The 14,480-nt window shown below is 38.2% G+C and carries 14 protein-coding genes; 6 read left to right on the forward strand and 8 right to left on the reverse strand.

Going from position 1 to position 14,480, the window contains the following annotated elements:
• Window positions 1–246 precede the first annotated feature (246 nt).
• From cyoE to CEQ21_RS26105, 3 genes are all read right to left on the reverse strand, one after another.
• On the reverse strand, window positions 247–1,164 hold the full coding sequence (gene cyoE, locus CEQ21_RS26095) for a heme o synthase (RefSeq protein WP_185767051.1): 918 nt from the start codon (window positions 1,162–1,164) through the stop codon (window positions 247–249).
• 359 nt (window positions 1,165–1,523) lie between these two features.
• On the reverse strand, window positions 1,524–2,759 hold the full coding sequence (locus CEQ21_RS26100; RefSeq protein ID WP_185767052.1) for an FtsW/RodA/SpoVE family cell cycle protein: 1,236 nt from the start codon (window positions 2,757–2,759) through the stop codon (window positions 1,524–1,526).
• 212 nt (window positions 2,760–2,971) lie between these two features.
• The gene (locus CEQ21_RS26105) at window positions 2,972–3,253 is read right to left on the reverse strand and encodes an Fpa/YlaN family protein (protein WP_127734886.1); all 282 of its coding nucleotides are present in this window, start codon (window positions 3,251–3,253) and stop codon (window positions 2,972–2,974) included.
• 217 nt (window positions 3,254–3,470) lie between these two features.
• On the opposite strand from CEQ21_RS26105, the gene CEQ21_RS26110 reads away from it, so the two are divergent.
• Window positions 3,471–3,965 (forward strand): peptidyl-prolyl cis-trans isomerase, encoded by a 495-nt coding sequence (locus CEQ21_RS26110; protein ID WP_185767053.1) that lies wholly within the window; start codon window positions 3,471–3,473, stop codon window positions 3,963–3,965.
• 134 nt (window positions 3,966–4,099) lie between these two features.
• On the opposite strand, the gene CEQ21_RS26115 is transcribed toward CEQ21_RS26110, so the two are convergent.
• Window positions 4,100–5,440, reverse strand: coding sequence for a PhoH family protein (locus tag CEQ21_RS26115; RefSeq protein ID WP_185767054.1), 1,341 nt, complete (start codon window positions 5,438–5,440; stop codon window positions 4,100–4,102).
• A gap of 170 nt (window positions 5,441–5,610) precedes the next feature.
• Here CEQ21_RS26115 and CEQ21_RS26120 point away from each other — a divergent pair, with 170 nt between their 5' ends.
• Together CEQ21_RS26120 and CEQ21_RS26125 are read left to right on the forward strand one after the other, a co-directional pair.
• Complete coding sequence (locus CEQ21_RS26120) at window positions 5,611–6,210, forward strand: YhcN/YlaJ family sporulation lipoprotein (RefSeq protein WP_185767055.1); 600 nt, start codon at window positions 5,611–5,613, stop codon at window positions 6,208–6,210.
• Window positions 6,211–6,289: 79 nt separating this feature from the next.
• Window positions 6,290–6,490, forward strand: a complete 201-nt coding sequence (locus CEQ21_RS26125; protein WP_127734899.1) for a YlaI family protein — start codon at window positions 6,290–6,292, stop codon at window positions 6,488–6,490.
• A 903-nt stretch (window positions 6,491–7,393) separates the two neighbouring features.
• Here the strand turns inward: CEQ21_RS26125 and typA are convergent.
• The 3 genes from typA to CEQ21_RS26140 form a co-directional block, all read right to left on the reverse strand.
• A complete protein-coding gene (typA, locus tag CEQ21_RS26130; protein ID WP_185767056.1) occupies window positions 7,394–9,229 on the reverse strand; it encodes a translational GTPase TypA in 1,836 nt (611 codons plus the stop codon).
• 189 nt (window positions 9,230–9,418) lie between these two features.
• On the reverse strand, window positions 9,419–10,219 hold the full coding sequence (locus tag CEQ21_RS26135; RefSeq protein ID WP_185767057.1) for an inositol monophosphatase family protein: 801 nt from the start codon (window positions 10,217–10,219) through the stop codon (window positions 9,419–9,421).
• A gap of 196 nt (window positions 10,220–10,415) precedes the next feature.
• Complete coding sequence (locus CEQ21_RS26140) at window positions 10,416–10,610, reverse strand: hypothetical protein (RefSeq protein ID WP_127734908.1); 195 nt, start codon at window positions 10,608–10,610, stop codon at window positions 10,416–10,418.
• A gap of 317 nt (window positions 10,611–10,927) precedes the next feature.
• Here CEQ21_RS26140 and CEQ21_RS26145 point away from each other — a divergent pair, with 317 nt between their 5' ends.
• Window positions 10,928–11,542 carry a YktB family protein gene (locus tag CEQ21_RS26145; protein ID WP_185767058.1) on the forward strand — a complete coding sequence of 205 codons (615 nt, stop codon included), beginning with the start codon at window positions 10,928–10,930 and terminating at the stop codon, window positions 11,540–11,542.
• A gap of 50 nt (window positions 11,543–11,592) precedes the next feature.
• On the opposite strand, the gene CEQ21_RS26150 is transcribed toward CEQ21_RS26145, so the two are convergent.
• Complete coding sequence (locus tag CEQ21_RS26150; RefSeq protein ID WP_185767059.1) at window positions 11,593–11,865, reverse strand: UPF0223 family protein; 273 nt, start codon at window positions 11,863–11,865, stop codon at window positions 11,593–11,595.
• A 413-nt stretch (window positions 11,866–12,278) separates the two neighbouring features.
• On the opposite strand from CEQ21_RS26150, the gene CEQ21_RS26155 reads away from it, so the two are divergent.
• Window positions 12,279–13,748 carry an aminotransferase class I/II-fold pyridoxal phosphate-dependent enzyme gene (locus CEQ21_RS26155; RefSeq protein WP_185767060.1) on the forward strand — a complete coding sequence of 490 codons (1,470 nt, stop codon included), beginning with the start codon at window positions 12,279–12,281 and terminating at the stop codon, window positions 13,746–13,748.
• A 92-nt stretch (window positions 13,749–13,840) separates the two neighbouring features.
• Window positions 13,841–14,203, forward strand: a complete 363-nt coding sequence (locus CEQ21_RS26160) for a hypothetical protein (RefSeq protein WP_185767061.1) — start codon at window positions 13,841–13,843, stop codon at window positions 14,201–14,203.
• Window positions 14,204–14,480: the final 277 nt, after the last annotated feature.

The following is a 14,480-nucleotide window of genomic DNA, read 5'->3' on the forward strand; positions in this document are numbered from 1 at the left end:
AAAAAATATGTACAATTTGACTGACTTATTTTGTCAAAAAAAAAGATATTCCAGCAATGGATAAACACGCTTGCATCTTGCCATCTCATCAAAGCCTGTCTCTCTCTTTATCTTAACGGCATCCCCAAGCAAGAATCAAGCTGCATTCCTGACTTTGCGAATAATTGTTAATGAGACAAAACAGACAGTAATGAAATGTTGAATTATCGTGTCCATCCAAAGATAGAATATCCTCTTATCTTAAGTTTATATAAATGTAACAATGACCATCGCAACGAAAAGGATTGTCATGTATTGAAGAGAATATACGAACATGGCAGTCGCCCATTTAATCTCGTCCTTTTTCTTACTTGCCAAAATACCTGTAATAATCCAGCCGATATTAAGCAATGTTGCCAAAATTAAGAATGGTACACCAAGCTTCATTAATAGGAATGGCAGTGGAAAAAGAGCAATAATCCAGCCATACGTATGTTTCTTCGTTACTTCAAAACCTTTAACTACAGGCAGCATTGGAACGCCTGCTGCACGGTATTCCTCTACTCTTCTAATTGCCAATGCATAGAAATGCGGTGGCTGCCAGAAGAACATAATTAAGAATAAGCTCCATGCCATAATATCAAGGTTTGGATCAATTGCAGCCCAGCCGATTAATGGTGGAACAGCGCCTGAAAAGCTGCCGATTACTGTATTCGAAACAAGTCTGCGCTTAGACCACATTGTGTAAACGACCACGTAGCTAAAAGCACCAACTAGTGCAATAACTGTTGCGGAAATTGTTGTAAGCAACATGAAGAATGTTCCGATTGCCAGAAGACCGAACCCTAATATCGCAACCTTTTTTGGTGTTACTTTTCCTGTAACAGTTGGTCTTTCCTTTGTTCTTTCCATCAGTGGATCAATGTCCATGTCAATAAAATTATTAAGTGCACATGAACCTGCAATAATTAATGCTGAGCCTATTAATGTATACAGGACTGTGTCAATATTCATTAAAAATTTCTCTCCAGAAAAATGCAGCGCCAGCCACAAGCCTGTAAAGACTGTAATCAGGTTAGAGTTTACAATACCTATTTTTATCAGCGCTAAAAAATCCTTCCACGCCGATGTTTTTGGCAGTTCTCCGTCCACTTGAGCTTCAGGATACGCTCTATAATTTGCCATAGATGTTTCCTCCCTTATTTTAACCAAAATCTCTATGCTTTTTTATGAAAAACTTGATCGTTGGAGCAGACAATAGTTTGTTTGTTCACCGAAATCGTTTGTGCCTCATTTCACAATGTTTTCAACATCCATACAATGAAAAAAGGCCCTTTTACTATTAAAACATATTTACTGCTTTTTTTCTGCACTTTTTTACAAAAAAATAAAAGTATCCCTAAACGATGAGATTCCTTCGAGCCAAGTTCTATTATAAATCTATTTGTTCCAATAGCCAAATAAAATAACCGAAATGGATATACTTCACTTACATAGGAAAATTAAAGAAGATGCCCACTAATATTAGCGGACATCTTCTTTGGCTAGAACCTTTCATTTTGCGCAAATCTTTTTCTTCTTATTGATTTTGGCATAGAAGGAATGGTATCTTCTTCTTTGTTTTTATAAACTCTTTCATATTTTGTAAACATGGATACATTCAACAGTATCCCCATGCCGATAGCAAGCTGTACGAGTGATGAACCGCCATAGCTGACAAATGGAAGCGGCACACCTGTTAGCGGGATTACTCCTGAGACACCGCCAATATTAATAAATGACTGAATGCCGATCATGCTTGATATTCCAATTGCAAGCAAGCTGCCAAATGGATCTCTGCACTTCAACCCGATATATATCCCTCGTAAAACGATATAGCTTAAACATACTACGACAAAGCCGACTCCAAAAATGCCGAGCTCTTCTGCAATAACAGCCATAATAAAATCGGTATGACCGTCCGTTAAATACCCAAGCTTCTGGATACCTTGCCCAAGGCCAAGACCTTTTAAGCCTCCTCCGCCTATTGCAAGGAGCGAGTTGCTCATTTGATAACCGCTGCCTTGGACCATATCTTCAGAGAAAGGCGAATCTAGAAACACAAAAATCCTGTTCAACTGCTTTGCCGTCAGTACACCTTTCCCAAGAAGTTGCATAACGATAGCCAAAAATCCGCCAACAGCAAGACCTATGCCGGCAAGCTTCATTAAATTCTTCATGTTCATGCCGGAGCAGACGATAATTGTAGCTGCAATCATGAAAATAATGGCTGCTGTCCCAAAGTCAGGCTGAAGCCCAACAAGTGCACATACGAGCAAAAGGTATGCAAGTGGAGGTGCAACGCCTCTGTTAAATTCATTTATGTAAGATTGTTTTTTCGCATATATTGCCGAAAGATAAATAATGACAGACAGTTTGACGAATTCCGCAGGCTGCAAGCTTGCTGTACCAACTCTGTACCAGCTTTGTGCGTTTCCTGCTACGTGTCCAAGTAAAAAAACTCCAAAAAGACCGATTACGGACACAAAAACCATCGGAACAAGGAATCTGTTGCTCATAAATGCCTTATATGGAAAAAGCGCGACAAAAATAAAAGCAACTCCTGCCACAAGCAAGTTAATGATCTGTTTTTTATAATAATAACTGCTGCTGTCATGACCATAATACTGGACAGATGATACCATACTAGCACTGTATATCATGATAATTCCAAATAGTGATAGTAAGACCATTGCAACAATCAGTGTATAATCATACGATTTTAAGATTTTTTTTAACATCTGCTGCTACCCCTTACTCATTCTTAGCAATGACAATATATTCGCTGTCATTTATTTCAATTCCTGCCTGATTCGCTCATAAGATATTTCATTTGCTGCTTTCTAATATTCTATCATGTTATCAGAATTATAACATTGATTTCTTTTTTCAGCTAAAATAATGGCAAACAAAAAAACTCAAACAATAGAGTTCGTTTGTTTGAGTTCGTTTATTATTTTCTTATAGATGCTTCATGCAATACTGAAAGTTCTTTCTCCAATTCATCTAGTATCTTCTTGCCGACACTTTCTTCCACTAACCCTAGACGGATGGCAAAATCTATCTCTTTAGATAATCCAAACATTTGTGTATCCAAAACTTCCTCATATAAAGGACATTGTGGCATTGTTAAGTTATCCATTTGAACTTTTATAAGCTTTAGTATTTTTTCAGCATCTGCTTTTAACAGTGCACTTGCTTTCTCTTTATGATTTATGATCATATCAGAAGTCAACCCTATCCCCCCGTTTCCGAGCGATTATCCTATCTATAAAGTTTAAACTCAACATAGCAAAATTGCAAGAACTATCATAAGAAAGTTATTTGCCAATTTTCAAATACTGGAAATCTCTTATTAATATAAAATTGAAAACTGACAAAGCTGTATGGAAAAGATATACTAATTACATACATATTTTTTTCAAACAGCTTTTTAGACTGGAGAGATATTTATGAGCCAAATTATCCAAGTAAAAGGGTTAGTCACTTTTCCGATTACAATTGATCCAAGCGTTTGGATTTTTGATGACCGTAAAAAAACTAGTGAGGAAATATTCGCTCCTAGCCAAGCAAAATCTGAATTGGAGGCATATACGAAAGAGGTATCAAAACACTGGGATCGCGAATTGCTTGAAGGCGCTCGTTTACCTGAAAAACAGCCAGAAGCAAAAAAATACAAAAAGCAAGAAATCCTGTCAGGCACTTTCTACATGCCGCTTGCTCCTTTTATTAAAAACGCTGAACCATTACAAGATGCACAGCAAATTGTCATTCATTCAGCAAACAAGGAACATGTTTTCCCTCTTTCAATCGTGGATGAGATGGTTCTGCTTTTCTGTAGAGACGGTAAGCCAATTCTTGATGATGGTCCCATTTACTTATATTTCCAAAGCAAGGGTTCAGACGAGTCGCCAATAAAATCTATTACAGGGTTTGAACTGAGGTAAGAAAATTATTCTCCTTATTAAAAAAAAAGTGCATCATTACAAACTTAACTAAGTGCTGTGTAAACAAGTATGTTGCGCATTTTGACTAGATGCTAAAGACAGCATCTAGTCAAAAATAGCGCACATGCCTTTGCTTACAGCAGATCTGCAGCTAATTGTGCTAAACCAGAGCGTTCTCCCTTTACAAGCTTGACATGACCAGCAATTTGCTGATCTTTAAAACGCTCAACCACATAGGTTAACCCATTGTTAAAGGCATCTAAATATGGATGGTCAATTTGTTCAGGGTCACCCATAAGGACAATTTTACTTCCTTCCCCAACTCGAGTTAGGATTGTTTTTACTTCATGCTTAGATAAGTTTTGCGCTTCATCAATGATAATAAATTGATCAGGTATGCTTCTTCCTCTTATATAAGTCAGTGCCTCTACCTCTATAGATCCCATGCCGGCAAGGATTGCTTCTAGTTCTCCCGGCTTTTTCGTATTGAAAAGATACTCCAGATTATCAAAGATCGGCTGCATCCAAGGTCTCAGCTTTTCCTCCTTTTCACCTGGAAGATATCCTAAGTCTTTCCCCATTGGTACAATCGGTCTTGCGACAAGCAGTTTTTTATAATCTCCATAATCCTCTGTTTGCATAAGCCCTGATGCTAATGCAAGCAATGTTTTCCCAGTTCCTGCTTTACCTATTAATGTAACTAACGGCAAATCTTTTTTTAGCAGCAATTCGATTGCCATTGTCTGCTGTACATTTCTTGGACGAATTCCCCAAATATGTTCATGATCAAAGATTAGCTTCTTCACATATTTTCGCGATGCGTCTACCATTGCCAACGCCGAGGAGGAGGATCCAAGCACGTCCTTAAGTAGGATGAATTGATTCGGATAAAAAGCTCCTGTATTATACCCAGCCCCCAATTCAGATATGAGCAGCTGACCTTTTTCGTAAAACTTATTCAAAATATCTAAGGTTACTTGTACATCTGTAAACCCAGTATATAGATGATCATTTTCTACCACCCTGTCGCTCAAGAAATCTTCTGATACAAGGCCGATTGCATCTGCCTTAACACGTACAAGTGTATCCTTGCTGACAAGTATGACAGTTCGTCCATCCACTTTTTTCTCTTCCTCAAGAGACAAATTTTTAGCAACAGCTAAAATTCGGTTATCATTTGTTTTCTCCACGAAAATTTCCTGCAGCTGATGAAAGGATCGATGGTTCAATTCGATTCGTAATGTACCGCCATTTTCGAGTGGTATTTTTTCATGCAGTTTTCCTGATTCTCTTAGATTGTCAATTAGTCTTGATATTTGTCTTGCATTCCTCCCTATTTCGTCCATGTAGCGTTTTTTGCTGTCTACTTCTTCTAAAACTACTGCTGGGATAACTACATCATTGTCTTCAAAAGAAAAAATGGAATAAGGGTCTTGTAACAAGACATTTGTATCTAAAACGTAAATTTTACTCAAACTGTTGCCTCCTGCTCTAAAAACGTCATAAGTTGCCAACTCTCCGATATCGGAAAGAACCTTGATAAAATATATGTTTTACCGAATAAAGATAGAAGATATTTTGCACAATAAACATTGGAAGCGTAAAAAAATTTTAGAGGAATCATCATATAAGGAGGTAATCCTGCATGAAAAGAGGTATTTTATGCACTTGTCTTATACTGCTGCTTGCTGGCTGTTCAGCAAATGGTGATAACGAAGCTCAAAATCACGAAACGGACAATCATATAGCAAATGTTAAAAATTCAACAATAAATGAAGTAAATCGAAAATCCGGCCAGGAAATTTCCGAGCGTCTCGTAACTTTAGCCACAAGCATCCCAAATGTTAATGATGCCACAGCAGTAGTTATCGGCAGATATGCCATCGTTGGAATTGACATTAAAGCGAACTTGGACCGCTCAGAAGTGGGTTCGATTAAGTACGCAGTAGCCGAAAGCCTTAAAAATGACCCATATGGCGCAAATTCCATGATTATCGCAGATCCAGATATTAATGCTCGCCTGGCAGAAATTGCAGATGACATCAAAGACGGAGAACCCATCCAGGGCATTTTCAATGAATTAGCAGACATAACAGGCAGAGTAATCCCAGAATTGCCTGCAGACGTCATTAATAACGACCCAGGCAGCAACCTGAAGGTGCCAGACAGTAAATTAAACGAAAACGAAAAGAACCAACTAAAAGAAGACCAAGACGAACAATCCAACAACCACCTGAAAGACTAAAATTCGATTCCAAGCCACTTTTATATTATAATAAGCCTATAATCAAATAAATACAGAACATTGATTAGAGGTGCACGTATTGAAAGTGAAATGTGTTATATGCGATAAAATAGAAGATATTGAAGAAAACTCCTTTCAGGCAAAACGACTAAGAAACAGACCCATTCACACATACATGTGCAAAGAATGCGAAACAAGAATAACCCAAAACACCCAAAAACGAATCGACACCGGAAACTTCGTACTCTACAAAAGCAAAATAAAAGAAGAAGAATGGTAACCAGAAAAGCGCAGGGCGGCGTTTAGCGGCGACCAGCATAAGCCAAATAAGCCAACGAGGTGCGCTTTTCACCTCATTGGCTTATTTGGCTTATGACCTCGAGCAGCTGCCGACCGGAGCTAGACAAACAGAAAAGCGCAGGGCGGCCGTTTAGCGGCGGAGAAAACTGGAGGGCCTCGACTGAGATAAAGGAAACACGCTGAACGATAGTAAAGCGATGTTGACTTATCTCAGGGAGAGGACCGAAGTTTCGCAGACGCTGGCCGACCGGAGCTAGACAAACAGAAAAGCGCAGGGCGGCGTTTAGCGGCGACCAGCATAAGACGAATAAGCCAACGAGGTGCGCTTTTCACCTCATTGGCTTATTTGGCTTATGACCTCGAGCAGCTGCCGACCGGAGCTAGACATTACGAAAAGCGCAGGGCGCCCGTTTAGCGGCGGAGTAACTGGAGGGCCTCGACTGAGATAAAGGAAACACGCTGAACGATAGTGAAGTGATGTTGACTTATCTCAGGGAGAGGACCGAAGTTTCGCAGACGCTGGCCGACCGGAGCTAGACAAACAGAAAAGCGCAGGGCGGCGTTTAGCTGCGACCAGCATAAGACAAGGTGACCAGTGAGGGGCGTCTTTTCCCCTCATTGGACAGCTTGTCTTATGACCTCGAGCAGCTGCCGACCGGAGCTAGACAAACAAAAAAGCCTAGTGCACCCGTTTACCAACGCCCCTGCAAAAACAAATAAGCCAAGGAGATAAGCTATTCCATCTCCTTGGCTTATTCTAATCATTCACTAAACAGTCCACCAAAGCCCAAAAACAGCCATAATCCTTCCCTTCCTGCGACCCTTTAATTCCTTTAAAACACAAAAAGGACTGTCCCAAAACGGAACAGTCCTTTTTTATATATTATTGATCAGCAAGCTTTTTCTTTTTAGTTACACGCTCACGTTCTGATTTATCCAGAATCTTCTTACGAAGGCGGATCGATTCAGGAGTTACTTCACAATACTCATCTTCATTCAAGTATTCTAAAGATTCCTCAAGTGTCATGATTCTTGGTTTTTTCATTGTTGATGTTTGGTCTTTGTTAGCAGAACGGATGTTTGTCGCTTGTTTCACTTTTGTGATATTAACAGTGATGTCATTTTCACGAGTGTGTTCTCCGACAATCATACCCTCATAGATTTCTGTACCAGATTCTACGAAGATGATTCCGCGGTCTTCTACTTGCATGATACCGTAAGTAGATGCTTTACCTGATTCCATACTTACAAGAACACCTTGACGTCTTCCGCCGACTTGGCCTGATGCCATTGGCTGGTAGCTGTCAAATGTATGGTTAATGATTCCGTAACCGCGAGTAAGTGTTAAGAACTCAGTTGTATAACCGATTAATCCACGTGCAGGCACGTTGAAGATCAAACGAACTTGACCGTTACCGTTGTTAATCATATCAAGCATTTCACCTTTACGGGCACCGATTGATTCCATTACGCTTCCAGTATGCTCTTCAGGTACATCGATTTGTACGCGCTCGATTGGCTCACAACGAACACCATCAATAGTACGAACGATAACTTCTGGTTTAGAAACTTGAAGCTCATAACCTTCACGACGCATGTTTTCAATAAGGATTGACAAATGCAATTCACCACGGCCAGATACAGTCCAAGCGTCAGGAGAATCTGTGTTTTCTACACGTAAGCTAACATCAGTTTCCAATTGTGCACGTAGTCTTTCTTCAATTTTTCTTGAAGTTAGGTATTTACCTTCTCTACCAGCAAATGGGCTGTTGTTAACAAGGAATGTCATTTGCAATGTTGGCTCATCAATGCGCAATACTGGCAATGCTTCTTGATGCTCAACAGGACAAACTGTTTCCCCAACGTTGATGTCTTCCATTCCGGAAACGGCGATTAGATCACCAGCATAAGCTTCTTCTACTTCTTGTCTTTTCAGACCGAAGAAACCGAAAATTTTCGTTACACGGAATTGTTTTACAGATCCATCAAGCTTCATTAAAGCAACTTGCTGACCTACTTTCATTGTTCCGCGGAATACACGGCCAATTCCGATACGTCCAACATAGTCGTTATAGTCAAGAAGAGATACTTGGAATTGAAGCGGCTCATCTCTGTTATCAATTGGAGCTGGAATATGCTCAACAACTGCATCATATAATGATTGCATGTTTTCATCTTGTTTCTCATGGTTTGTGCTAGCGGTTCCGTTAATAGCAGAAGCATAGATAACTGGGAACTCAAGTTGCTCTTCTGAAGCATCAAGCTCGATGAACAAGTCAAGCACTTCGTCGATAACTTCTGTTGGACGCGCGAAATCACGGTCAATTTTGTTAACGACAACGATTGGTGTTAAGTTTTGCTCAAGAGCTTTTTTAAGCACGAAACGTGTTTGTGGCATACAGCCTTCATATGCATCAACAACAAGAAGTACACCGTCAACCATTTTCATGATACGTTCTACTTCTCCACCGAAGTCAGCATGTCCTGGAGTATCCAAGATGTTGATTCGTGTATCTTTATATTGAATGGCAGTATTTTTTGCAAGGATTGTAATACCGCGTTCTCTTTCTAGATCGTTTGAATCCATTGCACGCTCATCTACATGTTCATTTGTACGAAATGTACCAGATTGTTTTAACAATTGGTCAACTAGTGTTGTTTTCCCATGGTCAACGTGGGCAATAATAGCGATATTACGAATATCTTCTCTAATCTTCAAAAATTTCACTCCTACCTGAAATGTCTATCTCGTTTATCATTAGTTTACACATTATAACTGAGTCATTATACCATAGAAAATGTGATAAACCTAAAGTGTTTTTCGCTTTAATAAAAAAAAAATAGCAAAAAAACATATGTAAACGGAAACATTTTTTACAAATGAAAAAGACAGCAAAGAATTGCTGTCTTACCATTGTCCATTTTCCAAATATTTCTGGAGGATCTCTTCATGCAGTTCTGGTTTTGAGGCAAAAAATGAATTTTGTGTTAGCATATCGAGCTTTTCATTTCGAAGACTTGTGACTTTCCCGCCAAGCTCCTCTACCATGATTTTTCCTGCTGCGTAATCCCACGGAGACAGTCTAAGCGTTATATAGGCATCCATTCGCCCTGCTGCTATATAGGCAAGCTCCAGACAAGCAGATCCAAAAGAACGAGTGCCTCTTGCATCCTTCGTTAGTGGCGAAAGATACTTCGGGTCGATTCTTTTGTTTGCGGTTACCCATGTTGCATTTAAACCGATAATTGCTTCTTCTACTTTAACAGGCACTAACGGCTTCAATTTCGTTTCGTTCATATATACGCCTTGTCCTTTTTTGACGTGGTATAGCTCGTCTGCGACAACATCGTAAATGAGACCAATTTGACCGACGCCATTCTCATAAATTCCGATGGATATGGCAAAATCTCTTTGCATGTGGACAAAATTCATTGTTCCATCAATCGGATCAATAATCCAAACTACCCCATCAAGATTCTCAACTCTTGAAGACATGCCTTCTTCTCCGAGAATATGATGATTTGGATATACCTCTTTTATTTTCGTTATAAAGAATTGTTCTGTTCCTTTATCTATTTCCGTCACCAAATCATTCTTATTAGACTTTGTTTCAACAACAAAGTCTTCGGAAAAGGATTTCTTAATTCTCTCTCCAGCTTCTTTAATCCAAAGTTTCGCATATGTATCGACTTCTTCCCAATTTGTCATCCAACTCATCCTTCTAAATTTAGTAACAAACCATCAGCATTTTTTAACAGCTTACCTATCCCATGTGCTTTTCTTTTATTTTTGCTTATCGCTATTTTATCATGCATGAAGAAATAAATTCCAATAATAGCTAAAGACGAAAAAATCATAAATAAAACCGGGAGAAGGGTTTTATTTATGATTTTTAAATGGTGTTTTATAGTGCCTTAAGTCTCAGAAGCTCCTGTCTAATCTTTTCAAGCTTTTGTTTGCTAGCTTTCTTTTGCATTTCATTGTTTTCATTGATTGCATCAAATAATGTAGCAAGCTCATAATCCATCTCTAATCTCAAAACGGCTTTTTTCTCATTTTCAAGTTTATTTTTTTTAGATGAATTTATTAATTGTTTCACTGGACAGTACACCCCTTCCATCGACTTTGAATCTTTTATTTCTTATATATTATGTCGCTCTCCTTATCATTGGAACAAATATGTGCTATAACCTAGCCCCAGTCCAAAATCTTTCTCCAGCAGCAATATGTATGCTAAAATACGAATAGGTGGTACAAACAGCAGGATTATAATAAACAGGAAGATCGGATAAGAAAAGCGGTTACAAAGCAGTTTTTCAATTACAACAACGCTCTCTAACTAAGCTGCTTCCCTGCTATAATCTGTTTACCCTAAATGATAAGATATAAACGAGCAAAGGAGTTTCAGGAAAAACAATGAAATTTAACGGTTTTAATCAAAATGATTTCGAAACATTTACAATAGATGGATTGGAAGAAAGAATGGAAGCAATCCAAACTCGTATCCAGCCTAAATTCAAAGAAATTGGACAGGAGCTGACAGACAGCCTGTCTGCAAAAATCGGCAGTGAAATGCATCTCCATATTGCCAAGCACGCACGCCGCACTGTTAACCCGCCAAAAGATACTTGGCTTGCAATTGCAGGAAATAAACGCGGGTATAAGCAGCATCCTCATTTTCAGTTAGGCTTATTTGATGATCATGTGTTTATATGGCTTGCTTATATTTATGAGCTACCGCACAAAAGCAGCATTGCAACTACTTTTTTAAAAAACATCGATCAGTTCTCCACTGATATTCCTAATGATTTCGTTGTATCAATGGATCATATGAAAAAAGAGTCCTCTCCTATTTCGGAAATTGACTTGGAGAAAACGTTAGTAAGGTTTAGAGATGTTAAGAAGGCAGAATTTCTTGTTGGAAAACAAATCGCTGCAAATGACCCAATATTAAAAGACGGACCAAGGTTTGCTGAATTGGTGGAAAGCACCTATGAAACATTGCTGCCATTTTATAAACTGTCCTTCTAACGAAAAGAGGAAGAAAAACAATTTGTTTTTCTTCCTCTTTTCATTAGGCTTTAAGGCATTTTTATTTTTGCTCCAGCCTCTGCTTCCTTCGCCTTTTTTATAGTACGGTATGTAGAATAGCCGCTGCTTTCCTCAAATTCATCACACACATTCTTCTCTTGCGCTTTACCTGGTACAATTTTTTTGAAAACCTTGTATTGCTCCATAAGTGCATCCTTTTCAATGCCCTTTTCATAAGCCAATTCTATACATTCAAAAAACTTTACGACGTCCACTATTTCTTCAGTTGTCCAATCAAGATCAATCGGGTATTGGTATTCCATATATACTCTCTCAACTTTCTATAATAATTTACTGGTTCTTTGCCTTATTTTAGAGGAATGAAACTAAAATGTAAAATTCCTGTTTATTGTAAGTATTATCAATGCTTTATCAAGGAAAATAACCGTATTTTTTTGAGTCCATTTCCCCTACAAAACAAGAATTATTTGGGCATTATTTATAATTTATGAAATCCTTACAATAATTCTTCTCTTTATAGTTAAAACTAATTGTATGCAAAAAAAATAAAAAGTGCTATAATTCTTTTGTTTTCTGATTTTAATAAGTTATATAGGGTAAAACCTAATATCCATTGTTTTTACAAACAGTGAAAAAAACTTCTATTTTTAGGAGGATCAAAATCCGTTATGAAAACGGCAAACAAAATACTAACTTAAAGAGGTGTGGTAATAAATTGTCACAATACGAAACACCGTTATACCACGGTTTATTGGAACATGCAAAAAAAAATCCTGTTCAGTTTCATATTCCTGGACATAAAAAAGGAAATGGAATGGATCCTGAGTTTAGAGAATTTATCGGGGAAAATGCTCTCTCCATCGATTTAATAAACATTGGTCCACTTGATGATCTTCATCAACCGAAAGGAATTATTAAACAAGCGCAAGAATTGGCAGCGGAAGCATTTGGTGCTGATTATACCTTTTTCTCGGTACAAGGAACCAGCGGCGCCATCATGACCATGATTATGAGCGTTTGTGGTCCAGGAGATAAAATAATCGTACCAAGAAATGTTCATAAATCTATTATGTCTGCCATTGTGTTTGCTGGTGCAATTCCAATATTCATCCACCCAGAAGTGGATAAAGAGCTTGGCATTTCGCATGGTATAACAGTGGAAGCTGTTCAGCATGCCCTAGATTTACATCCAGATGCAAAAGGTTTATTAGTGATAAACCCTACTTACTTTGGCATTGCTGCAGACTTGAAAAAAATTGTGGACTTAGCACATTCTTATAATATACCAGTACTGGTCGATGAGGCTCATGGCGTTCATATCCACTTCCATGAGGATCTTCCAATGTCAGCTATGCAGGCTGGTGCAGATATCGCTGCAACAAGTGTGCATAAGCTAGGCGGATCAATGACACAAAGCTCTATTCTGAATATGAGAGGCAATCTTGTTAATTATAAGCGTGTTCAAGCAATCATGAGCATGCTGACTACAACGAGCACATCATACTTATTGCTCGCATCACTTGATGTGGCAAGAAAACGTTTAGCAACAGAAGGCAAAAAGCTTCTTGATAACACTATTGAGCTTGCGCAAACCATTCGCAGACGCGTAAATGACATTGAACATCTATATTGCTTAGGCGAAGATATCGTTGGCTCCTCCATGGCCTATGACTTCGACCCGACAAAATTAGTTATTTCTGTTAAGGATTTAGGTTTGACAGGTCATGCAGTGGAAGAATGGCTTCGTAAGCATTATAATATAGAAGTAGAGATGTCTGATTTATACAATATCCTTTGTATTGTAACACCTGGAGATACAGAAAAAGAGGCAGATACACTTATACATGCTTTAGGAGACCTTGCTAAAGAATTTAAAGATAAAGCAGGCAAGGTGGAAGCACAAGTTATGCTCCCTAATATTCCTTTGCTTGCCGTTACTCCACGCGACGCTTTTTATTCGGAAACGGAGCTTGTCGACTTTGATGATTCTGTCGGACGGGTTATCGCAGAATTTATCATGGTATATCCTCCAGGAATACCGATTTTCATTCCTGGTGAGATTATTTCAGAGGACAATCTGGAATATATTCGCAAGAACATGGAAGCTGGACTTCCAGTGCAGGGACCTGAGGATTATGATTTCAAAAAACTGCGCGTCATAAAAGAACATAAAGCCATCCGCTAAAAAGCTGCTGGCATAAAAGTGTACGGATGCTACTAAAAAAGCATCCGTATACGTTTGTTATAAAGGAAGAAAATAGATAGGAGATTTATATATTGAAGAGAGTTATATATGTTTTAATCATCAGTATAATTATTAGCTTATGCTCCCCATTTGTCTTTCATAATTACTTAGAAAAAAAACCATTAGAACTGAAGGATACACTAACTTTCGGTGGCCCTATACCTTTTGCTGAACAAAAGGTGCAATTACCTGAAAAGGATAATGAATATCCAGCTGAATTCAGCTTTACATCTCCTCTTGAAACGGAAACAAAGTTTCACATAATACCCTTCCTGTTTACATTACTCTGCTATTTCTTGTTAATATTCAGTGTTTATACTGTTGTAGCAAGCTATAGTAAAAAAGCAATTGATCGAAATGGTCGTAAAAAAGGAAAAAAAGACGACGAACTTTAACTAATAAATGTAGCTATACTAAAACTGATAAAAAAGGATTTATATATTAATCCTCTACTCATTACATCTGTAGTTTGATAAGAATTAAATTATTATGCGGATTTCTAGAAACTTTCGCATAATAGTTTGGTTTTTTTTTATGTGCTGGTTTAAGTTAATGAAGATAAAACATTAGTGGAATAAGTTAGAGGATATTCGACTCTGCAGGAACAAAAAGAAAGCAAGAGTAGAGCGCAATGAAATTAAAGTATCGATTATAGTCTATTGATTGGTTAAG

Origin of the sequence: Niallia circulans, assembly GCF_007273535.1 — a bacterium.
Taxonomy (GTDB): domain Bacteria; phylum Bacillota; class Bacilli; order Bacillales; family Cytobacillaceae; genus Niallia; species Niallia circulans_B.